Genomic DNA, 20,601 nt, shown 5'->3' with positions numbered 1-20,601 from the left:
GGGACGGTAGAGTTGTCATTCTGTGGCAAACATCAAGAGCCAGATAAAGCGCAATCGCCAAAACGAGAAGCGCCGCCAGCGAAACCGGGCCGTGCGCTCGGAGGTCATCACCCGCACCCGGACCGCGGAGGCCGCGGCAGAATACGGCGAAGCTGAGGAGACCGCTGAGGCGGCCCGCATGGCCATCAAGCGCATCGACAAGGCGGCCACCAAGGGCGTGTTGCACCCCAACACCGCCGCCCGGAAGAAGTCCCGCTTGATGAAGCGCCTGGCCCGGCTCCAGGCTGAGTAGCCCCAGTCCAACCCCCAACTTCTAACGATTGAGCTGGGTAAGGCGGGCCACCAGCACTTCCAGCACCGCTTCGGCAGGTATGGCCGTGGCACCTCTCAAGTCCAAGTCGGCTTGGGCCAGCAGCTCGATGGATCGTGCAACCTTCTTCGGCCCCAGCTTTCGGGCCTGGCGCAGCGCTTTTCGGGCCGGGAAGGTGGAGCCCTTGATCCCCAGCAGTTCGGCCGCCTCCTTCTCGTCGGCGGCGTCGGCCCCGTCCAAGCGCAGCAGCCGGTTGTGGTGGTTGTAGAGGGTGGACAGCACCTGCATCTCATTGCGGCCACCGGCGTGGAGCATGCGGCGCAGCTTGTCCAAGGCGTCGGCGATGTTGCCCGACTCCACCGCATCGGTCAGCTCCCAGGGGGGCACCGATCCGGCCTCCCAGATGAACGGGGCCACATCGTCGGCCTCCAACGCCCGATCCGGGCCATAGGCCGACGCCAGCGTGGTGAGCACCGCGGGCAGGCGGCTCATGTCCTCCCCCAGGTGGTCGGCCAGCAGCCGCTTGGCCCCGGCCCGCAGCCGGAGCCCCGCGGCGGCGATCTGCGTGTCCATCCACTTGGCCGCGCCGTCGCGGCCTCGGGGTATCCCGGCACCGACCAAGTCGCCGCCGGCCGCGGCCACCGCCTCCGATAGGCGCTTGGGCACTGCGTTCAGCCGCTGGAGCGCCGGCCCCTTCTCCCACACCAGTACCAGATCGGTGGTGTCCAGCGGTTGCTCCAGATAGCCCAACAGGGGGCCGAGCGAATCCACGGTGGAGAACCGGCCCATCTCCCGGCCCACCACCACCCGCCGCTCGGTGAGGAACGGCGGGGTCTGGGCCGCGTCCACCAACGGTGCGATGTGGTAGTCGTCGTCCTCCAGGTAGGCGGCCTCGGTCAACTCGGCCACCATCAGCGACCGGTCGCCGTCGCCCACCAGACCGGCCACTCGGTCTCGTACCGCATTGGACAACAACACCTCGTCATCGCCGTGCAGGAGAACCACTGTGGCGCTCATGAATGATTCCGCTCCTGTTGGAGGAGGGCGCTCATGAAGTCGGCCACCCGGCGGGTGCCGGCCACGTCATGGGCCCGAAGAATCCGACTGCCCAGCCCGACGCCCAGCGCGTGGGCCGCCAGCGTGGCCTCCCGCCGGTTGCCCACCTCGGTTCCGGTCAGCGCCCCCAAAAAGCCCTTGTTGGACACCGACAGAAACACCGGATAGCCCAAATCCACCAGCTCCTGAGACCGGCGAAGCAGCTCGGCCGACATCTCGGGGGTCTTGCCCAGATCGTGGCCGGCGTCGAGCATGATCCGCTGCGGGGGAATGCCCGCGTCCACCGCCCACTGAGCCCGCTCCGACAAGAACCGGCTCACCTCCTCCACCAGGTCGTGGTACACCGGCTCGGGATCGGCCACCCTGGGAGCGAGGCGTACGTGGCAGGCCACCACCGAGGCGCCTGCTGCCGAGGCTTCATGGAGGAAATCGGGGTCGGCGAATCCGCTGATGTCATTGCCCACCACCGCCCCGGAGGCGTAGCTCTCCCGGGCCACTGAGGCCCGCCAAGTGTCCACCGAGATGGGCAGGTCGAAGCGCTTCCGCAGCGCCTCGATAGCCGGCACCACCCGGTCCATCTCCTCTTCCTCGGTTACCTCGGGGCCGGGACCGGCCTTCACCCCGCCCACGTCCAAGAAGTCGGCCCCCTCGGCCACCAGCTCCTCGGCTTTGGCCAAGAAAGCATCGAAGTCCCAGTATTGGCCGGCGTCGTAGAACGAGTCGGGCGTGCGATTCAAAATGCCCATGACCAGGGCACGGGTGGTCACGTCATAGCGATGCGGCCCCAGTTCCACGATCACGCAGGCGACGCTACACCGCGCCGGTGACGATTTGGGATGCCAGCGGAGTGACCACCACTGCCAGGCGGGGGTCGTGGGAAGTCACTTCCACGACGAGGCTGCCGACCAGGACTTGCTGGCCATTGCGGACGGTTCGGGCCCCTCCTATGCGGTGGGCGGGTGGGGCGATGACTGTGCCCACGTGCATGCGCTCTTGCAGCGATCGAATCTGGTCGCGCTGGGACTTGGTTCCCCGGTCGGCCACTGCCAGATCCACCGCGCCGACTCCGGCCCGGCGCAGATCCTCCAGCAGCCGCTCGGTTGAGCGGCTGGGTCCGAGTACGACCACCACCGTCTCGTCGTGGCGCCACACCTCGACCCCGGAGTCGAGCACGGTGTGGAACGGCGGGTCGGCTATTCGCAGGGCCACCGCCGGCACCAGCAGCGCGGCGGTCAGCCCGAGAGCGGCCGCGGCGCGCAGCAGGCGACCCCGGGCCAGCCACCAGCCCCCGGCGCCGATGGCCACCGCGATCAGATGGAGCGTCCGCAGCTCGCCGAGCCGGGCCGATGCCGACCACCCAGCCACGGCCTGGATCCAGCCGATGCCCAGGTCGGTGGGCCAGTGGATAGCGTGAGCCAGCGGTCCTCCCACCAGCCCGGCCACCAGCCCGGCCGACAGGCTCCACATCATGATCGGCCCGGCCACCGGGGCGGCCAGCAGGTTGGCCGGCAGCGAGGCCACCGGCACTCCGCCGAAGGTGGCGATCAGCAGGGGCGCCACGGCCAACTGCGCCGACACGGTCACCGCCAGAGCGTCGGCCAATATCCGAGGTCCCCGCAGGCGCTCGGCCAGACGGGGCGCCCACAAGATGATGCCCGTCGAAGCGGCCACCGACAGCCGAAAGGCCACCGAGTGCACCAGCAGCGGATCGACCAGCACTAACAGGGCCACGGCCAGGGCCAGCACCCGGCGGCTGGACGCCTCCCGGCCCAACAAAGTGGCAGTGGCCGCGATGGCCGCCATGACCGAGGCCCGCAGCACCGACGGCTCAAACCGGGTGACCAGGGCGAAGAAGCCGATGGCCCCGAGGGTGAGCACCCAGCGGCCCCGGTAGTCGAATCGCTCGATCAGGGGTCGGGCCAGGATTAGAACAAAGGCCACGTTCTGGCCCGACACAGCCAGCAAGTGGGTGAGGCCCGCGGCCCGGAAATCGTCGGACACCACCGGCGACTGGTGGCGGTCGTCGCCGTACGACAGCCCAGTGAACAGGGCGAGGCGGTCGTCGTCCAAGGTCTGAGCGCCTCGGGCAATGGTGCGGCGCAGCCAGTTGGCCATCCGAAATGGAAAGGGCCCGTCCCGATAGTGGTGGACGCGGTCGATGTTCAGCCGGTTGGCTACGTGGCGGGCCGCTTGGTAGTCGGGCAGCGGCTGGATCGGGCGGATGCTTCCGGTGACGCTGATGCGATCCCCGGCCAGTCGGTCGCTCAGGTCTCGGGCGGCGCGGCCGTAGGCCCACGCCTCATAGCGCCGTCCTCCTGCCCGCACGAACACCCGCATTCCCTCGCCGACCGGCACCGGATCGGACACCAGGGCGGCTTCGCCCTCGAAGGCTGCGGGCTCAAGCGGGTCGAGTCCCGCCCAGGCCCTCGCTCCCAGCGAAGAACTCAGCAGCAACACGCCAACCACCAGCACCCACGGCTTACGGACAACCAAGGCCGCTGCTACCAGGGCAATCGCTGGAATCAGCGGGACGGCCGCCGACCACCAAGCGCCGGCCATGGCGGCAATGGCCAGTGCCACCGCGTGGCGGTCACTCACACTGCGACCAAGTCGCGGATCTGCTCCAGCTTGGCCGGGCCGATGCCGGACACGGCCAGCAGCCCGTCTACCGAGGCAAACCCGCCGATGCGCTGGCGGTGGTCGACAATGGCCGCAGCCGTGGCCGGTCCCACCCCGGGCAGCGACTCAAGCTGTTCGGCAGTGGCGGTATTGAGGTTCAGCGGCCCGGATCGAACCGACACCCCACCGTCCGCCAGCCCGCTTCCCCCTATGGGAGCGGGCACGGTGGTCTCGCCCACGCGGGGGAAATAAACCCATTCCCCGTCGGACAGCGGGGCAGCAAGATTCACCCGGTTGTGGTCGGCGTCGGTGGTCAATCCCCCGGCCGCCTCTACCAAGTCGAATACCCGGGCCTCGCCCCGAAAGAGGTACACCCCCGGGGCGTGAACCGCACCGGCGGCGTGCGCCAAGATCGTCGTCGCCTCAGCAACCGGTGTCGAGCGGGCGGGCAGCGGCGTCGCCATGGGAATCACTGCATCGGGCCGAGGAGCGCTGCTGGCCCCCGCCATCAGATAGGCCGCCACCGCAATGGCGGCCACCAGTCCACCGCCGATCATCAACAGCCGGGGCCCGGTGATCAAGTGGCGGTAGTCATCCACCATCTCCCTGACCCTGTCTGCGGGGGTCGGCCGGGGAGGCGGCAATGAGGAGTCTTCCATTAGCCCGTCCGGGCGCGGCGCGCCATGCCAGTGGCGGGGGAAGCGGCTTCAGAGTATCAGCCGAAAATCAGAATCGACAGGGCCAACGCCCTGTCCCCGGCTGCCTGCGGCAGCTCAGTAGAGCTGGGTGGTGAGGCGACGGCGGTAGACGGAGGTGCGGGGATCGTCGGAGCCCATGATCTCCAACAGGTCGACGAACTCCTGGCGGGCGTCGGCATCGGCCTTCACCCGGCCCAGCAGATCGTCGAGCCGGGCCTCGACATCCCCATTGTCGGCCCCGCCGCCGGTGCGGGCCAGCGCGGCCACTCGGCGGACCTCGGCGGTCTCGGGGATCCGCTCCAGTAAATCGAGGGCTTCGGTGCCCCGGCCATCAGCCACCATCAACTCGGCCAGCCCCACCACGGCGGCCTCGTGGTCGGCGTCTAGCTCCAATGCCCGCCGCAGAGAGGCCTCGTCGCCAGCGGACACCAGAGCCTCCACCTCGCTCTCCTGTTCGGTGGGAATCAGACCCTGCACGAACTGGGCTACCGCGGCCTCTCCCTGGGCGCCGATGAACCCGTCGACCACCTTGCCGTCGCGCATGGCGTACACCGCGGGGATGCTCTGGACCTGAAAGGCCTGAGCAGTCTGGGGGTTGTCGTCCACGTTGACTTTGGCCAGCTCCACCGCCCCGCCGGTGGCCGCCACTGCCTGCTCCAGAATCGGCCCGAGCGTTTTGCACGGCCCGCACCACGGCGCCCACAGGTCCACCACCACCGCCACGGTGTGGGAGCGCTCGACCACTTCAGTGGTGAACGTCGCATCAGTCACATCGGCCATCGGCTACCTCTCATCGAACCAGATTGAACGCTAGCGTGACCTCTCGCATGGACCACATCCGAGGCATCCAGCACGACGCGGTCAGCGCGTGGTTCGAGGCCAACGTGCCCGGCGTCGCCCTGCCGCTGACGTTCGAGCTGATTGCCGGTGGGCATTCCAACCTCACCTTCAAGGCCACCGATGCCGACGGCCGGCGTTACGTGCTGCGCCGGCCGCCGCTGTACCAGGTGCTGGCCACCGCCCACGACATGGGCCGAGAGCACAAGATCATCGCCGCCCTAGCCGATACCGACGTGCCGGTGCCCCAAGCCTTCGGGTTGTGCGAAGACGAAGAGGTAAACGAGCGCCCCTTCTACGTCATGGACTTTGTGGACGGGAAGGTGGTGCGCAACCGCAAGCACGCGGCCGCGCTGACCCCTGAGGTGCGCTGGACAGCCTCCCAGTCGATTGCTGAGACGCTGGCCCACATCCACGCAGTTGACGTGGACGAGGTGGGGCTGGGCGATCTAGGGCGCAAGGAGGACTACATCGCGCGTCAGCTCCGGCGCTGGCTGCGCCAGTTCGAGGAGTCGAAGACCCAGGACCGCCCCCAGATCCAGGAGGTTCACGACCACCTTGTGGCCCGCATCCCCGAACAGGGCCAAGCCGGGATCGTCCACGGCGACTACCGCCTGGACAACTGCATGCTGAGCGATGAAGGCGAAGTGCTGGCCGTGCTCGACTGGGAGCTGTGCACCCTGGGCGACCGCAACGCCGACGTGGCCCAGCTTCTGGTGTATTGGGCTGAGCCTGATGATTCGGAATACGCGTTGGACGATCCCCCCACCGGCGAGTCCGGATTCGCCAGCCGAGCCGAGATGTTCGACCTCTACTCGGAGATGTCTGGGCGCGAAATCGACAACTTCGGGTACTACATGGCCTTCGGCTACTGGAAGCTGGCCTGCATCCTGGAGGGCGTCTACAGCCGGTATGTGGGCGGGGCCATGGGCGACAAGGCGCCGCCGCAGGGGGCCGACAGCTTCGTGGCCCGGGTTGACGCTCTGGTTGAAATGGCCACATCGGCCGCGGAGCAAGTGGCATGAGCAGCGAACTGGTCACTGTCCACCAAGGACTCGAATTGGCCGATCCTGTGCTGGTGGTGGCCTTTGACGGATGGGTGGATGCCGGTTTCGGCATGCGCAATGCCACCGAGATCATGTTGAAGGCCGACGACGCCGCGCTGGTGGCCAGCTTCGACGCCGATCTGCTGGTGGACCACCGAGCCCGCCGCCCCACTATGACCGTTCGGGACGGCCGGGTGGACCACATCAGCTGGCCGGCCATCCGCCTCCAACAGGTGAGCGACCTGGACCAGCGGGCGTTCCTGCTGCTCCACGGGCCGGAACCCGATTTTCGCTGGCAGGCATTCTGCACGGCCGTTGACGAGCTGGTGCAGCAGCTTGGAGTAGCTCGAGTGGTGTCTCTGGGGGCGTACCCCGCCGCGGTGCCCCACACCCGGCCGGTGCGGCTGTCGGCCACCGGTACCTCCCAGGATCTGATCGAGCGGTTCGGCTCCCCCGCGGGCACCCTGGAGGTACCCGCTGGGATCAGCGCGACTTTGGCCAAGCGGTTCGAGGCCGCCGGACTGGAAACGGTGTCGGTGTGGGCGCAGGTGCCCCACTATGCGTCCGGCTCCCCGTTCCCCGCCGCCACCGCGGCTCTGTTCCAGGGCCTGCGGGCCGCGGCCGACCTGCGGTTCGACCCGGCGCCGCTGATCGCCGAGGGGCTAGAGGTGTCCCGCCGGCTCGACACCATGATCGCCCAAAACGCCAGCCACAAGCGCCTGCTCGGCCAGCTAGAAAGCGCCTACGACACCAGCATGGGAGAACAGGGCGAGGAAATACCCACCGGCGACGAGCTGGCCGAAGAGCTGGAGCGCTTCTTGCGCGACCAGGACGAAAGCAAGTGACCGCGACCACCACCCGAGAGGACAGAGCATGAAGCTAGATGGAGGCCTCGTTACCAGAGCGGCCAGAAAGGGATCGGTTGGACCCCTAGGGGATGCCGCCGACAACGCCCGCAACTTGGAGGCCGCCGGCTACGACGGGATCTGGTCGGCTGAACTCGACCACGACCCGTTCCTGCCGCTGGTGCTGGCCGCCGAGCACACCACCCGCATCCAGATCGGAACCTCGATTGCGGTGTCATTCGCCCGCAATCCGATGATCTTGGCCAACTTGGGGTGGGACCTTCAGGCCTATTCCAGCGGGCGTTTCATTCTCGGCCTGGGTTCGCAGATAAAGCCCCACATCACCAAGCGGTTCTCCATGCCCTGGTCTCACCCCGCGGCCCGCATGAAGGAGATGATCGATGCCGTCAAAGCCATATGGGATTGCTGGGAGACCGGGGAGAAGCTGAGCTTTCGCGGCGAGTTCTACCAGCACACGCTCATGACTCCGATGTTCAGCCCCGGCGCCAACCCCTTCGGCCCTCCCCCCATCCATCTGGCCGCGGTGGGCGACCTCATGACCGAGGCGGCCGGCGAGTCGGCCGACGGATGGATCAGCCACGGATTCACCACCCCGAGCTACGTGCGGGAGGTGTCGCTGCCCGCCCTCGAGCGCGGAGCCGCCCGAGCAGGCCGCGATCCCATGGACATCGAGGTTTCGATGCCCGTGTTCATCGTCACCGGCGAAACCGAGGAGGAGATGGCCTCGGCGGCCCAAGCGGCCCGCCAGCAACTGGCCTTCTATGGTTCCACCCCCGCATACCGCCCGGTGCTCGAGCACCATGGCTGGGGCGACGCCCAAGACGAGCTGAATCGCATGTCCAAGCAGGGCCAGTGGGTTGAGATGGCCGACGTGATCGACGACACCATGCTGGGAACCTTCGGCGTTGTGGCCGAGCCCCAGAACCTGGCCAGCGGGGTGGCAGCCAGCTACGGCGGTCTCATCGATCGCATGTCGTTCGGCCAGGGTCTCCGTGCCGACGGACCTTGGGGCGAAGTGCGCGAGGCGCTTCGGGCCATTCCGGGCCGTTCACATCATTAGAGCCACCGCAATAGAGTCTCCGGCTATGGACGCACAGGATCCGTCGGACTTTCACGAAGGTTTGGCCCAGGCCGAAGAGGCCGCCATCAACCCCCACAAGGAGTGGGACCGGGGCCGAGCCGAGCCTCCGGAAGTGCGCGACGACGGATTCGGCGGGCGAATCCTGAACCTGTACCGCCGCGACCATACCGAAGAGGTGCTGCGCAACAGCGCGGTGTTTTCCACCCGGGTGGTGGCCGAGTCGATGACCCCGTTCATGGGGCCGCTAATGCTGGGGATGGACGGCGACGAGCACACCGCCTATCGGGGGCTGGTGTCTAAGGCGTTTCGGTCTTCGGCGCTGGCCCGTTGGGAGACCGAGCTGGTGGCGCCCATCGTCAACGAGCTGCTCGACGGCATCGCTCCTCGGGGGCGGGCCGATCTGGTGGCCGAGCTGACCCAGCGGTTCCCCACCCGGGTGATCGCCGGGATCATGGGGGTGCCGCTGGATGACGCCGACCAGTTTCGGCTGTGGTCCGAGCAGGTGAGCGCCGGCCCCCTGTATCCAGAAGTAGGCCATGAGGCCTCCCAGGCCATGCGCGACTACCTCTCCCCCATCGTGGAAGACCGCAAACAAAACCCCCAAGACGACCTGATCAGCGACATCATCCATTCCGAGATCGACGGGCAGCGTCTCGACGACGAGCACATCTACGGGTTTCTGCGGCTGCTCATGCCCGCGGGGGCCGAGACCACCTCCCGGGAGATGGGCATCGCCTTGACGGCGTTGCTGACCCACGACGGCTGGATCGACCGGCTCAAGGGCGACTGGTCGCTGCTCGATCAAGTGATAGAGGAGACCCTGCGGTGGGAGAGCTCCGCGCCACTAGCCACCCGGGAGGCCACCGAGGACATCGAGGTGGACGGCTGTCCGATACCGGCGGGTACCCGGCTGATGATGACCATGACGTCTGCCAACCGCGACGAGCGGGTGTATGCCGACGGCGACCGCTGGGATCCCGACCGTGAGCAGCCGGTGCCCCACATGGCATTCGGCTGGGGGCGGCACCTGTGCTTGGGCATGCACCTGGCCCGCCTGGAGATGCGGGTAGCGCTGCCGGCCATTCTCGAGCGGCTGCCAGGGCTGCGCCTCGACCCCGAAGCCGATCCGCCGCTTATCCGGGGGGTGGCGTTCCGCGGCCCCGAAGAGCTTCACGTGGTCTGGGACGTCTGAGCGGCACTTCTGGCAGGCCGCTAGACCACCACGTTCACCAGCTTGGGCGGGCGGGCGATAACCCGCCGGGGCTCGCCGCCGACTAGGTAGCCCTGCACCCGCTCCGACGCCAGCGCTAGCGCCTCAGCCTCGGCGTCGGCGATGTCGGCGGGCACCTCAATGCGGTCGCGCACCTTTCCGTTCACCTGCACCACCATGGTCACCGTCTCCAGCACCAGCTTTGCCTCATCCGCAGTGGGCCACGGCTCGCCGTGGATGTTGCCGCCCCGGCGCATCTCCCACAGCTCGGCGCATATGTGGGGCACCATGGGCGCCATCACCAGCAGCAGGGAGTCGATGGCGAACGCCAGCGTGTCGTGGTGGGGGCCGTCGTCGGATTGCACGTAGCGGTACAGCTCGTTGGTGAACTCCATGCAACCGGCCACCGCGGTGTTGTACGACCACCGGTCGAACTCCGAGGTGATGCGGTGGATGTGTCGGTGGGTTGCCGCGTCGATAGCCTGATCGGCTTCGGAGACAGGGCCGGAACGGGCGGGGTTGGCCCGCTCGGCGGTGCCCGCCGCCAGCCGCCACAGCCGGCCCAGGAAACGGGCGCAGCCCTCAAGGCCGAAGTCCTCCCAGTCCACGTCTTCGGCGGGGGGTTTCACCTGCAAGATGGCCAGGCGCAGGGCGTCGGCCCCATGGGCGTCGATGATGTCCTCGGGGGCCACTAGGTTGCCCCGAGACTTCGACATCTTCCCCCCGCCCATCCGCACCATGCCCTGGGTGAACAGTCGCTGGAAGGGCTCCCGCAAACCGGCGGGGGCCACCCCCAGATCAGACAGCGCCCGGGTGAAGAACCGGGCGTACATCAAGTGCAGGATGGCGTGCTCCACCCCGCCGATGTACTGGTCCACCGGCAGCCACCGCTCCAGCGCCTCGGTGCTGAATGGCAGCTCGGAGTTTTGGGGGTCGGCAAAGCGCAGGAAATACCAGGAGGAGTCCACGAACGTGTCCATGGTGTCGGTCTCCCGCCGGGCCGGGCCTCCGCAGTTCGGGCACTCGGTGTGCATGAAGCCGGGGTGGTCCACCAGCGGGGAGCGACCGGTGGGCATGAAGGCCACGTCGTCGGGCAGGCCTACTGGCAGGTCTTCGTAGGGCACCGGCACCGCCCCGCACGCCTCGCAATACACGATGGGAATGGGGCAGCCCCAATAGCGCTGGCGGGACAGCAGCCAATCTCGCAGCCGATAGTTAACCTTGCGCTCGCCGATGCCCTGATCTTCCAGCCAGTCGATGGCCGCGGCCTTGGCCTCATCCATCCACAGTCCGTTCAGCCAGTCGCTGTTGATTGACGGCCCGTCGCCGGTGTAGGCCTCGCCGTCAAAGCCCTCGGAGGGCTCCACGGTGCGGATGATGGGCAGGCCGTATGCGGTGGCAAAGTCCCAGTCGCGCTGGTCCTCACCGGGAACGGCCATGATCGCCCCGGTGCCGTAGGTGGTGAGCACGTAGTCGGCCAAAAACAGCGGGATGGGCTGTCCGGTGAACGGGTTCACCACCCGGGTGCCGGTGTCCACCCCCCGCTTGTCGGCCGGGCCCTCTGCCGACAGACGCTCGAATTCGCTGCGCTCGCCCACCGCCGCGATGAACGCCTCCACCTCGGCTCGGCGATCCTCGGTCACCAGCTCGGCAACCCGGGCGTGCTCGGGGGACATCACTGCGAAGGTCATGCCGAAGCTGGTGTCGGGCCGGGTGGTGAACACCGGGATCCCGTCAATGTCGTCGCGGGGATTGCCGTCGGCATCGGCAATCGGCAGGGTGAAGTCGGCCCCCTCGGAGCGGCCGATCCAGTTGCGCTGCATGGTCTTGACCCGGTTGGGCCAGTCCACGCCGTCGAGGCCCTCCAGCAGCTCCTCGGCATAGGCGGTGATTCGGTAGAACCACTGCTCCAGCTCCCGCTGCTGGGCCAAGTTGCTGCAGCGCTCGCAGGTGCCGTCGCCCAGCACCTGCTCGTTGGCCAGCACCGTCTGGCAGCCGGGGCACCAGTTCACCGGGGCGGTGGCCCGATACACCAGGCCGGCCTCGTAGAACTTCAGGAAGATCCACTGGGTGAAGCGGATGTAGTCGGGGTCGTGGCTGCTCAGCGTCCGGCGCCAGTCGTACACCGCGCCGATGCGGCGCAGCGACGAAGACAACCGCTCAATGTTGGCCTCGGTGTGCTCTCGGGGGTGGGTGCCGGTCTTGATGGCGGCGTTCTCCGCCGGCAGGCCGAAGCTGTCGAAGCCGATGGGCGACAGCACGCCGTCGCCCTGCATGGTGCGGTAGCGCACCAGCAGGTCGCCGAAGGTGTAGTTGCGAACGTGGCCGATGTGGGCCGGGCCGCTGGGATAGGGGTACATGCTCAGCACGTAGTACGGCGGCCGGGGATCGTCGTTGTCGATGTCGTAGGTGGCGTCGTCAACCCAGCGCTGCTGCCATTTGGGCTCGATAGCCGCCGGGTCGTAGCCGTCCATCGCCGCTAAATCTACCGAGCCTCAGGACAAGGCCAATAACCGTTATCCCATGTGGGTCAGCCCTTTGACGGCTGGTAAAGTTCCCTCTTCGCGGGGCTGTAGCTCAGTTGGCTAGAGCGCTTGCATGGCATGCAAGAGGTCGTGGGTTCGAGTCCCATCAGCTCCACTCCCCGTACGCTCAGCAGTCGGCTACTGCGTTGAGGGCGGCGCAGATCTCGTAGCGACGATGGGCAATCGTTCCCACGCGCTCTGTCAAGTGCGACTTGAGGACAACTTGGAGGTTGTCGAAGGCTGCCACGCAGGGAAAGGCCAAACCGTCTTCGACGTCAAGAGGGACCTCTGTCAAAAGTCCTCGGACCGTGCGGGTGATCGGAGCAACCATGATTCTTCCCAGTCCGGGAATAACCTCGTTGCGGGTAACCACCAGCACCGGACGACTCTTGGCTTCCTCACTTTCATACCACCAGATGTCGGACTGGGCCGGGATCACCACTTCTCCCACGGTTCTTCAGCAACCATCGCCCGTCCATTCTCCTCGGCCCAGCGCATTTCTTCTTCGGTCTCGGGAATGCGCCGGTAGCCCTCGACGATCGACTCCCCGATGAGGCGGCGACGGCGCTTGTCGAGCATCACATCGAGCGCCTGCCGGACCGCATCCGAACGAGACTTGGCCTCGCCGCCCTCGACCATCTCATCCAATTGGGCAATCAGCTCATCGTCAACCCTTGTCACCAACTGTGCCATGCACTGAGCATAACAACTTGCAATGCAAAAACAACTACAATGATTCCCGTCACCCACCACCCAAGCTGACCTCGGCGGGGCGGGTCAGCTCGCGGCTCGGTACATGATGATCTCGGAGGGAACCAGCCGCTCTTTCGCCGGATCTACGGCCAGGGCCAACCCCTGGAGGGTGTAGGCCCCCAACAGCACCGGGCCATCGTCCTCGCCGAACGCCACCAAGGTCACCTCACTCTCGCCTTCCACCGTCACCCACGCCCGGCCGTAGTTCATGAGTATCCGCCGTCCGTCGGCCAGATCGATTCGCCGCGTGCCGACGGGCTTCACCCCCAGCTCGCGCAGCAGCCGGTCGGGCAGCATGGTGTAGAAAGAGCCGGTGTCCACTATCGCCTCGACCTCGATGGACTCCCCACCCTCCATAGCCGAGATCTGGATTGGCACCGTAATAATTCCCATGCCGCTACCCTACATCACCGTCCTGAAGATTGTAAATAATTGAAGATACATGACTTATATTATAAATACCTTAGGTTGACCTCGGCGGCGTGGACGAGGTCGGCGCTGGAGCGGGCTGTCCAGACGGTGTAGGCGCCGGGGTCGACGTAATGCCGGTGTATATACGCTTGAAGGTGCGTATATACTCCCATCCGTGGCAAAGCACTTGATCGACATCGACGAGAAGGCTCTTTCTGCGGCCCGGGCAGAGTTGGGCACCGACACCATCAAGGCAACAGTCAACGCGGCGCTCCAAGCCGCATGCCATGCTCGCGCCTCAAGGGTCACCGCCGCGCTCGATGCGCTGGCTGACGCCGAGCTCGACGACCGAGAGCACGCATGGCGCTGACCCATCTGCTCGACACGAGCGTTTTGACCCGCTTGTCTCGGACTCCAATTCGAGAGGTGGTTGAGCCCATAGCCAGCGACGGCCGCGCGGCCCGGGCCGGCATCACCGACCTGGAGATCGGATTCTCTGCCCAAAACGCCCAGGAGTGGGACACCCTCTCCCGCAGCCTTTCGGAACTAGAACTCGTGGAGACGACCGCCGAGCACATGCGCCGGGCGCGCCAAACACAGCGCCTGTTGGCTGAGCGGGGCTTGCAGGGTCGCAAGATCCCCGACTTGTTGATCGCAGCCGCCGCCGAACAAGAGCAGCTCACGCTATTGCACTACGACTCCGACTTCGACCACATCGCCACGGTCACCGGCCTTAGGTGCGAATGGGTCGTCCCTCGGGGATCAGTGGACTGAGCTTCTCGCTCCCTTGGAGGAGAGCGAGCTCAACAGTCGGCCACCGCAAGTTGTGATGCAGATCAACCACCCAGGCTGATCTCGGCGGCGTGGACGAGGTCGGCGCTGGAGCGGGCGGTCCAGATGGTGTAGCGGCCGGGGTCGACGTACCAGCCGGGGTCGGTGCGCTTATTGGATTCCCCGGCGGGAACTGGGCTGCCGATCTCCAATCCCGGCGGGGACTGGTCGCCGGGGTCGTAGTAGGCGAAGGCCCGGCGGTTGAGCACGATTCGGGCCGTGGTGCGCTCGCCGGGAGCCAGGTGGACCTTGGCGAACCCCTTGAGCTCTCGCACCGGGCGGTGCAGCAGCGACGGCGGCGGCTCCACGTACACCTGCACCACGTCGCTGCCCGGTCGGTCGCCGGTGTTGACCACGTCGACTTCTAGGATTACCGGGTCGGCCAGGTCGGTGTCGCCCCCGCCCGACACCCGGGGCTCTGACCACTCGAAGGTGGCGTACGACAACCCGTGGCCGAAGGGCACGGCGGGCTCGATGGCTCGGGCGTCGAACCAGCGGTGGCCGATGTAGAGGCCCTCGCCGTAGCGCACCACCCCGTTCTCGCCGGGATAGTTCAGATACGCCGGGCTGTGCTCATAGCGGGCCGGCACGGTCATCGCCATGCGCCCGCCAGGGTCGGCCACACCGAACAGCACGTCGGCCACCGCGTAGCCCATCTCCTGGCCCCCGAACCCGGCCACCAATACCCCGGCCGCCTGGTCGGCCCAGTCGAGGTTGCACGCTCCCCCGGTGTTCACCACCACTACGGTGTTCGGGTTGGCCGCCGCCACCCGGCGGATCAGCTCGGGTTGGTCGCCGGGCAGGTCGAACCAGTCGCGGTCGCGCCCCTCGGTCTCCCAATCGGCGTTGGTGCCCACCACCACCACGGCAACGTCGGCGGCGGCCGCGGCCTCCTCAGCTTCAGCGACCAGATCCCGTTCCACTTGCGACTTCACGCCCACCCGAGCCCCGCACAGCATGAAGCTGTCGCGGCTGGAGTACTCGATGACAATCGGCGTCTCCTGCCCGGCAGTGAGCTGCACCGGGGCGGAGATCACCTCTGAGCCCATGCCGAAGAAGTCGTCTCCCCGGTCGTAGTCGCCCTCGGTGGCGTCCAGCACCACCTCGCCGTCGAGCAATACCCGGCAGCGTCCGAGCTGAACCAGGCCCACGGTGTGCTGGCCGGTGTCCTCGGCCACCAGCACTCCCGACGCCCGCACCGAGAACGCCTCGGGGTTCACTCCCGGTCCCGGCTCTCCGAAGAACACCATCTCGCCCGAGCCCGACTCATTGGTATGCACCACCGGCCCCGACCAGTCGTGCCCGTTGAAGTACTCCAGGCGCAATTTGCCCCGCAGCATTGGGGCGGCCAGCGCCACCAGCGAGCGCTCGATGTCGCAGCCCTGGGCATAGCTCACGTCGAGATCGGGGTGCTCTTCGCCCAGAGCGTCCATCAGGCTCACGTTGCGATACGCCTGCACGGTGGCCGACCCCCCGCCCATGATCTGGGCCTTGCGGGCGTTGGGGCCGATCACCGCCAGCGAACCTGACATTCCCGGATCCAGCGGCAGCACCCCGTTGTTGGCTACCAGCACCGTCCCCGCCGCGGCCGCTCCCCGCAACAGCGCTCGATCCTCGGGGCGATCCAACTCCTGCTCCAGACCGGGCTCACAGCCATCGGGACCGTCCAACGCCCCGGTGCGCTCCAACAGGCGCAGCACGTCGCCAGCGATTCGGTCCAGATGACCCTCGTCCATCTCCCCCGCGGCCAGCGCCTCACCGATCGGGCCGCGGTTGTACCACTGGCCCGGCCCGGGCATCTCCAGGCTCAGTCCGGCCCGAGCCGATGCTGCGGTGGACCGGGCCGCGAACCAGTCGGACACCACGAAACCGTCGAACCCCCACTCCTCCCGCAGCACCTGGGTGAGCAGCCATTCGTTCTCCGAGCAGAAGGTTCCGTTGAGCCGGTTGTAGGCACTCATGATCCCCCACGTGCCGCCCTCGGCCACCGCGTACTCGAACGGCACCAGATACAGCTCCCGCAGGGTGCGCTCGTCCACCTGGGAGTCGATGGTATTGCGCTCGAACTCGGAGTCGTTGGCCACGAAATGCTTCGGAGTGGTGGCCACCTTTCGGGACTGCACCCCGCGTACGAATGCCGCGGCCACCAACCCGGACAGAATCGGATCCTCGCTGTAGCACTCGAAGTTCCGTCCCCCGAGAGGGTTGCGGTGCAGGTTGATGGTGGGGGCCAACAGCACCCGGCACCCCTTGGCCCGGGCCTCGTCGCCCAGCACCCCGCCCAGCCGCTCCACTAGTTCGGGATCCCAGGTGGCGCCCAGCACCGCTCCGGCCGGAATGCAGGCCGTTGCCGTCCCGGTGCCCAGGAGCCCGCCGCCTCGAGCCCCGTTGGGACCATCGGTGACCCCGATGCCGGGAATGTCTGCCTCCGGGAAGCTCTTGGTAGTCCAGATGGCCTCGCCGGCCACCAGGTCGGCCTTCTCCTCGGTGCTCAGCGCCGCCAGCCGCGTCTCAACAGTTTCCGACATGGCCTTAGCGTCTCACACCAGATTGGCCGCCCCGCAGTCCACCCCGAAGGAGGGCGGTGCCGGAGGGGAAGGCGACCATGATCACCAGTGCCGAGGCCGCGTAGGTGGCGATGACCCAGATCCAGGCCCGCTGGAATCCGCTCAGCGGGTCGCCGCTGGGCGCGGAGTTGAACAGAGCGATCACCACGGCGATTCCCAGCGCGAAGCACACCTGTTGAACGGTGCGGGTGGTGGCGTTGGCGATGGCGAAGCGAGGCGGCGGGACGTCGCTCATGGCCGCGCTGACGAACGTGGCGATGGACAGCCCCACGCCGATGCCCAAGAGCACGTTGGCGGGCAGGAACACCGAGAAGTACGCCGATGACTCCCCCGCCCACACCAGCAGCAGCGCGTAAGACACCCCGCACAGCACCACCCCCGAAGTCAGCAGCCATCGGTGCCCCCAGCGGTCGGCCATCCGCCCGATGGGAACCGACAGCGCCGAGGCCATGATCGGCCCCGGCGTGAGCCCGAGCCCGGCCTCCAGCACGGTGAGGCCCCACAGGTCTTGCAACAGCAGCGAGCTCATCAAGAACCCGGGCACGAACCCCAGCGCATACAGGCCGAAGGAGGCGGTGGCCGCCGAGAACGAGCGATAGCTGAACAGGCTCAGGTCGAGCAGCGGATTGGGATGCGAGCGCGACCGCCAGATCACCAGCGGCAGCAAAACCACTCCCACCACGGCGAAGACAATGATGCGGTAGTCGCCGTACCCCCACCCCTCGCCTTGGACGATGGCCACCATCACCAGCGCCAAGGCCAGCGTGCCCACCGGCACCCCCACCACGTCGAGGCGGCCCTCGGTGTCCTCATCGCGCGACTCCCGCACCAGCCGGGCGGTGGCGGCAAACACCAGGGCGGCGATGGGCAGGTTGACGTAGAAGATCCACCGCCAGCCCAGCCCGTTGATCAACAGCGCGCCGATGGACGGGCCGAACGCCGCCCCCAGCGCGCCCATCGCCCCCCACATCCCGATAGCCGCCGAGCGGCGGGACACGGGGAACTCGGGCAGCACCATGGCCAGCGACGACGGCATGATCAGCGATCCGCCCAACGCCTGCACCACCCGTGCGGCGATCAGCACCTCCACCTGGGGCGCTATCCCGCAGAACAGCGAGCCAACGGCGAAGATGACGAGGCCGAGATTGAACATCTTGCGCCGCCCCTGGCGGTCGGCCAGGCGCCCCGAGAGCAGCAGGAACGATCCCACCGTGATGGAGTAGCCGCTCACGATCCACGACAGCGCGGCATTGGACGCATCCAGCGACTTCTGGATCGACGGGAAGGCCACGTTGACGATGGAGACGTCCACCACCACCATGAACGCCGCCGCGGTGGCCGCCCCCAGCGCCAGCCAGGAGCGGCGCTCGACCGGCTCTACCACGGGCGGCCTTCCATCGGGGCCACGCTAGTGGTCCGTCTGCCCATGGACGGGGTGCCGAAATTATCGGGCTCGAGCCGCTTCAGTATGCTGAAGGTCACCGCACACCAGGGGGACGAAATGACGACGTACGACACGATCATTGCCGGTGGAATGGTGGTCGACGGGACCAGGGCCCAGCGGCTTCGAGCCGATGTGGGCGTCAAAGACGGCAAGATCGCCAAGATCGGGCGGCTCCGGGCCTCCGATGCCGACGAGGTGCTGGACGCCGACGGGATGATCGTGGCTCCCGGCCACATCGACCTCCACACTCACTACGACGCCCAGCTGTTCTGGGATCCGTACTGCACGCTGTCGGGCTGGCATGGAGTGACCTCGATCGTCATCGGCAACTGCGGTTTCGGATTCGCCCCCGTTGCCCCCGAAGACCGGGAGCGGGCCATGCTGACCATGACCCGCACCGAGGCCATTCCCTTCGACGCCATGGCCGCAGGCATGCCTTGGGACTGGGTCACCTATCCCGAGTTCCTGGATGCGGTAGACCGCACCCCCAAGGCGGTCAACATGCGGAGTTTCTTCCCGCTGAATCCCGCGCTCAACTGGGTGCTGGGCTACGAGCGGGCCAAGGCCGGCGAGATGCCCACCGATGAGGAGCACGCCCAGCTCAGGGCGCTGCTGCACGAGGCCATGGACGTCGGTGCCGGCGGCTGGTCGGTGCAGCGGCTGCGGGACTCCAACGTCCAGCGCGACCACGACGGCAACCCCATGAACACCGACGTGATGCCCAACGAGACGCTGTTCCAGCTGGCTGAGGTGCTGGCCGAGCGCAACCAGGGGTTTATCCAGGCCACCTTCGCCCCCGATCCCGCCGACGAGACCCGCACCGAGCACCGCCGCACCTATGAGCGCCTGGCCGACATCAGCGGCCGTCCGGTGCTGTTCAACGTGATCACCCCCAACGCCCAGAGGCCTGAGCAGCACCTCAAGCAGATCGACTGGGTGGAGAGCTGCCGCCTGCGAGGCCTGCCGATCTACGGCCAGGCTGTGACCACCGACGTGGGACTGGCCTTCACCTTCGAGGAGTGGAATCTGTGGGACGACATGGAGGCGTGGCGGGAGGCCACGCTGGGCACGGTTGAGGAGCGTCTGGCCAAACTGGCCGACCCCGCCCGCCGCCCGGCGTTGCGGGACTCAGAGTCGATTGCCGTCACCTGTCCGATCGCCGACATCGTGCTATTGGAGACCGCCAGCCCGCAGTACCAGCGCTACGCCGAGACCCGGGTGGGCGACATCGCCGCCGATCTGGGAGTCCACCCGGTGGACGCCATGCTTGACGTCGCGGTGGCCGACAACCTGGCCGCCACGTTCTATGCCTCAGGCTCGTTCAACAACCCCGACCATCTGGTCGACCTGTTGAACTACCAGTGGGCGCTGCCCGGGGTGTCCGACGGCGGAGCCCACACCCGCTTCCTCACCGCCGGTCGGTGGCCCACCGAGCTGCTGATCAACGGGGTGCGCGACCGGGAGATCATCTCGCTGGAGGACGCCCACTGGCGCATGGCCGGGCTTCCCGCCCAATGCGCCGGGTTCACCGACCGGGGAACCCTGACGCCGGGCCAGGCCGCCGATGTGATCGTGTACGACCTCGACAGCCTGGCTATCGGGCCGAGCGAGAAGGTCCACGACATGCCCGCTGGCGAGTGGCGCCGAGTGCAGCGGGCCTCCGGCTACCACTACGTGCTGGTCAACGGCGAAGTCACCATTCAAGAGGACAAGGAAACCGGCACCTCCCCCGGCCGCCTTCTGCGTGAGCAGTAACTGACTGAAAATTACTGACAGTATTGAAAACACCAGTTTTCCCAGTAGGGTTCAAACGCGCTGCGGGTCCCCACCCGGCGTCCTACGGGACCAAATGCTCTGACCAGTAGCCGGGTTGGGGACCCGTGGCCACTGTATCGGGTTGCCCCTACGACGGCAACGGATTTGACGTCAGGGTAGGGCAGTCTTTCCAGAGAAGCTCGAGGGCGTAGTAGTCGCGGGCCGAGGCGGTGAAAATGTGGACCACGAAGTCGCCGTAGTCCATCAGCACCCACTCGTAATCCGACAGCCCCTCGATGCAGATGGGCTTGGGGCCGCCGCCGAGATCCACTGCTTCCTCGATCCGCTCGGCCAGCGCCCGCACTGCCCGGGTATTGGCGCCGCTGGTGATCACGAAGTGATCGGTGATTACCAGCACGTCGCCCACATCAATGATGACTGTGTCAGCGCCGGGACCCTCTTCCGCCGCGGCCGCTGCGGCCTTTACCCAATCCCACACGACCGCTTTGTCAGCGGTGCTGACGCTCATGTGGCGATCACGTCATTGTCCGCAATTGTCGTGGGGCGGGCTTTGCGCTCATGCAGGCATCAC

General features: G+C 67.2%; 20 protein-coding genes and 1 tRNA gene. 9 read left to right on the top strand and 12 right to left on the bottom strand.

Going from position 1 to position 20,601, the window contains the following annotated elements:
• Nucleotides 1–22 precede the first annotated feature (22 nt).
• Complete coding sequence (rpsT, locus tag ACOGI7_RS02145; RefSeq protein WP_419850285.1) at nt 23–292, top strand: 30S ribosomal protein S20; 270 nt, start codon at nt 23–25, stop codon at nt 290–292.
• A 21-nt stretch (nt 293–313) separates the two neighbouring features.
• Here the strand turns inward: rpsT and holA are convergent, their stop codons facing one another.
• From holA to ACOGI7_RS02120, 5 genes are all read right to left on the bottom strand, one after another.
• The gene (holA, locus tag ACOGI7_RS02140; protein WP_419850284.1) at nt 314–1,327 is read right to left on the bottom strand and encodes a DNA polymerase III subunit delta; all 1,014 of its coding nucleotides are present in this window, start codon (nt 1,325–1,327) and stop codon (nt 314–316) included.
• Nucleotides 1,324–2,166, bottom strand: a complete 843-nt coding sequence (gene folP / locus ACOGI7_RS02135) for a dihydropteroate synthase (protein WP_419850283.1) — start codon at nt 2,164–2,166, stop codon at nt 1,324–1,326. The genes holA and folP overlap by 4 nt, the downstream gene beginning before the upstream one ends.
• A gap of 10 nt (nt 2,167–2,176) precedes the next feature.
• Nucleotides 2,177–3,964: a ComEC/Rec2 family competence protein gene (locus ACOGI7_RS02130; protein ID WP_419850282.1), complete on the bottom strand. Its 1,788-nt coding sequence runs from the start codon at nt 3,962–3,964 to the stop codon at nt 2,177–2,179.
• Complete coding sequence (locus tag ACOGI7_RS02125) at nt 3,961–4,587, bottom strand: helix-hairpin-helix domain-containing protein (protein ID WP_419850281.1); 627 nt, start codon at nt 4,585–4,587, stop codon at nt 3,961–3,963. The genes ACOGI7_RS02130 and ACOGI7_RS02125 overlap by 4 nt, the downstream gene beginning before the upstream one ends.
• A 171-nt stretch (nt 4,588–4,758) precedes the next feature.
• Complete coding sequence (locus tag ACOGI7_RS02120; protein ID WP_419850280.1) at nt 4,759–5,463, bottom strand: tetratricopeptide repeat protein; 705 nt, start codon at nt 5,461–5,463, stop codon at nt 4,759–4,761.
• A 47-nt stretch (nt 5,464–5,510) separates the two neighbouring features.
• Between ACOGI7_RS02120 and ACOGI7_RS02115 the strand changes: the two genes are divergently transcribed.
• Genes ACOGI7_RS02115 through ACOGI7_RS02100 form a run of 4 tightly spaced genes read left to right on the top strand, consistent with a single transcriptional unit; the run spans nt 5,511 to nt 9,705 of the window.
• Nucleotides 5,511–6,545 carry a phosphotransferase family protein gene (locus ACOGI7_RS02115; RefSeq protein WP_419850279.1) on the top strand — a complete coding sequence of 345 codons (1,035 nt, stop codon included), beginning with the start codon at nt 5,511–5,513 and terminating at the stop codon, nt 6,543–6,545.
• Nucleotides 6,542–7,411 (top strand): proteasome assembly chaperone family protein, encoded by an 870-nt coding sequence (locus ACOGI7_RS02110; protein ID WP_419850278.1) that lies wholly within the window; start codon nt 6,542–6,544, stop codon nt 7,409–7,411. Before ACOGI7_RS02115 ends, ACOGI7_RS02110 begins: the two co-directional genes overlap by 4 nt.
• A gap of 28 nt (nt 7,412–7,439) precedes the next feature.
• Nucleotides 7,440–8,492, top strand: coding sequence for a TIGR03617 family F420-dependent LLM class oxidoreductase (locus tag ACOGI7_RS02105; protein WP_419850277.1), 1,053 nt, complete (start codon nt 7,440–7,442; stop codon nt 8,490–8,492).
• 25 nt (nt 8,493–8,517) lie between these two features.
• Nucleotides 8,518–9,705 carry a cytochrome P450 gene (locus ACOGI7_RS02100; protein WP_419850276.1) on the top strand — a complete coding sequence of 396 codons (1,188 nt, stop codon included), beginning with the start codon at nt 8,518–8,520 and terminating at the stop codon, nt 9,703–9,705.
• Between the two features lie 20 nt (nt 9,706–9,725).
• Here ACOGI7_RS02100 and leuS read toward each other — a convergent pair whose 3' ends face one another.
• A complete protein-coding gene (leuS, locus tag ACOGI7_RS02095) occupies nt 9,726–12,197 on the bottom strand; it encodes a leucine--tRNA ligase (protein ID WP_419850275.1) in 2,472 nt (823 codons plus the stop codon).
• Between the two features lie 92 nt (nt 12,198–12,289).
• Between leuS and ACOGI7_RS02090 the strand changes: the two genes are divergently transcribed.
• Nucleotides 12,290–12,363 (top strand) — tRNA-Ala (locus ACOGI7_RS02090).
• 12 nt (nt 12,364–12,375) lie between these two features.
• On the opposite strand, the gene ACOGI7_RS02085 is transcribed toward ACOGI7_RS02090, so the two are convergent.
• The 3 genes from ACOGI7_RS02085 to ACOGI7_RS02075 form a co-directional block, all read right to left on the bottom strand.
• Nucleotides 12,376–12,687: a type II toxin-antitoxin system PemK/MazF family toxin gene (locus ACOGI7_RS02085; protein WP_419850274.1), complete on the bottom strand. Its 312-nt coding sequence runs from the start codon at nt 12,685–12,687 to the stop codon at nt 12,376–12,378.
• Nucleotides 12,684–12,941: a ribbon-helix-helix domain-containing protein gene (locus tag ACOGI7_RS02080; RefSeq protein ID WP_419850273.1), complete on the bottom strand. Its 258-nt coding sequence runs from the start codon at nt 12,939–12,941 to the stop codon at nt 12,684–12,686. Before ACOGI7_RS02080 ends, ACOGI7_RS02085 begins: the two co-directional genes overlap by 4 nt.
• An 84-nt stretch (nt 12,942–13,025) precedes the next feature.
• Nucleotides 13,026–13,394: an aspartyl protease family protein gene (locus ACOGI7_RS02075; RefSeq protein WP_419850272.1), complete on the bottom strand. Its 369-nt coding sequence runs from the start codon at nt 13,392–13,394 to the stop codon at nt 13,026–13,028.
• 193 nt (nt 13,395–13,587) lie between these two features.
• On the opposite strand from ACOGI7_RS02075, the gene ACOGI7_RS02070 reads away from it, so the two are divergent.
• Complete coding sequence (locus ACOGI7_RS02070; RefSeq protein WP_419850271.1) at nt 13,588–13,782, top strand: hypothetical protein; 195 nt, start codon at nt 13,588–13,590, stop codon at nt 13,780–13,782.
• Nucleotides 13,773–14,186, top strand: coding sequence for a PIN domain nuclease (locus ACOGI7_RS02065; RefSeq protein WP_419850270.1), 414 nt, complete (start codon nt 13,773–13,775; stop codon nt 14,184–14,186). Before ACOGI7_RS02070 ends, ACOGI7_RS02065 begins: the two co-directional genes overlap by 10 nt.
• Nucleotides 14,187–14,248: 62 nt before the next feature.
• Here the strand turns inward: ACOGI7_RS02065 and ACOGI7_RS02060 are convergent, their stop codons facing one another.
• Both ACOGI7_RS02060 and ACOGI7_RS02055 read right to left on the bottom strand, forming a co-directional pair.
• Entirely contained in the window at nt 14,249–16,771 is a 2,523-nt protein-coding gene (locus tag ACOGI7_RS02060) for a glycoside hydrolase family 3 protein (protein ID WP_419850269.1), read from the bottom strand.
• 4 nt (nt 16,772–16,775) lie between these two features.
• Nucleotides 16,776–18,194, bottom strand: a complete 1,419-nt coding sequence (locus tag ACOGI7_RS02055; RefSeq protein ID WP_419850268.1) for an MFS transporter — start codon at nt 18,192–18,194, stop codon at nt 16,776–16,778.
• A 117-nt stretch (nt 18,195–18,311) separates the two neighbouring features.
• Between ACOGI7_RS02055 and ACOGI7_RS02050 the strand changes: the two genes are divergently transcribed.
• Nucleotides 18,312–20,009: an N-acyl-D-amino-acid deacylase family protein gene (locus tag ACOGI7_RS02050; protein WP_419850267.1), complete on the top strand. Its 1,698-nt coding sequence runs from the start codon at nt 18,312–18,314 to the stop codon at nt 20,007–20,009.
• Nucleotides 20,010–20,157: 148 nt separating this feature from the next.
• Here the strand turns inward: ACOGI7_RS02050 and rsfS are convergent, their stop codons facing one another.
• A complete protein-coding gene (rsfS, locus tag ACOGI7_RS02045; RefSeq protein ID WP_419850266.1) occupies nt 20,158–20,538 on the bottom strand; it encodes a ribosome silencing factor in 381 nt (126 codons plus the stop codon).
• Nucleotides 20,539–20,601 lie beyond the last annotated feature (63 nt).

The organism is Candidatus Poriferisocius sp. (assembly GCF_965204145.1).
Lineage (GTDB): Bacteria > Actinomycetota > Acidimicrobiia > Acidimicrobiales > Bin134 > Poriferisocius.
Note: the sequence above shows the minus strand (reverse complement) of the source record. Positions and strands in the feature narration are given on the sequence as shown.

Coding starts and splice junctions, on each gene's coding strand:
- holA (WP_419850284.1), bottom strand. CDS start 1,327: ATGAGCGCCACAGTGGTTCTCCTGCACGGCGATGACGAGGTGTTGTTG.
- ACOGI7_RS02125 (WP_419850281.1), bottom strand. CDS start 4,587: ATGGTGGATGACTACCGCCACTTGATCACCGGGCCCCGGCTGTTGATG.
- ACOGI7_RS02120 (WP_419850280.1), bottom strand. CDS start 5,463: ATGGCCGATGTGACTGATGCGACGTTCACCACTGAAGTGGTCGAGCGC.
- ACOGI7_RS02115 (WP_419850279.1), top strand. CDS start 5,511: ATGGACCACATCCGAGGCATCCAGCACGACGCGGTCAGCGCGTGGTTC.
- ACOGI7_RS02110 (WP_419850278.1), top strand. CDS start 6,542: ATGAGCAGCGAACTGGTCACTGTCCACCAAGGACTCGAATTGGCCGAT.
- ACOGI7_RS02105 (WP_419850277.1), top strand. CDS start 7,440: ATGAAGCTAGATGGAGGCCTCGTTACCAGAGCGGCCAGAAAGGGATCG.
- ACOGI7_RS02100 (WP_419850276.1), top strand. CDS start 8,518: ATGGACGCACAGGATCCGTCGGACTTTCACGAAGGTTTGGCCCAGGCC.
- leuS (WP_419850275.1), bottom strand. CDS start 12,197: ATGGACGGCTACGACCCGGCGGCTATCGAGCCCAAATGGCAGCAGCGC.
- ACOGI7_RS02080 (WP_419850273.1), bottom strand. CDS start 12,941: ATGGCACAGTTGGTGACAAGGGTTGACGATGAGCTGATTGCCCAATTG.
- ACOGI7_RS02075 (WP_419850272.1), bottom strand. CDS start 13,394: ATGGGAATTATTACGGTGCCAATCCAGATCTCGGCTATGGAGGGTGGG.
- ACOGI7_RS02065 (WP_419850270.1), top strand. CDS start 13,773: ATGGCGCTGACCCATCTGCTCGACACGAGCGTTTTGACCCGCTTGTCT.
- ACOGI7_RS02060 (WP_419850269.1), bottom strand. CDS start 16,771: ATGTCGGAAACTGTTGAGACGCGGCTGGCGGCGCTGAGCACCGAGGAG.
- ACOGI7_RS02050 (WP_419850267.1), top strand. CDS start 18,312: ATGACGACGTACGACACGATCATTGCCGGTGGAATGGTGGTCGACGGG.
- rsfS (WP_419850266.1), bottom strand. CDS start 20,538: ATGAGCGTCAGCACCGCTGACAAAGCGGTCGTGTGGGATTGGGTAAAG.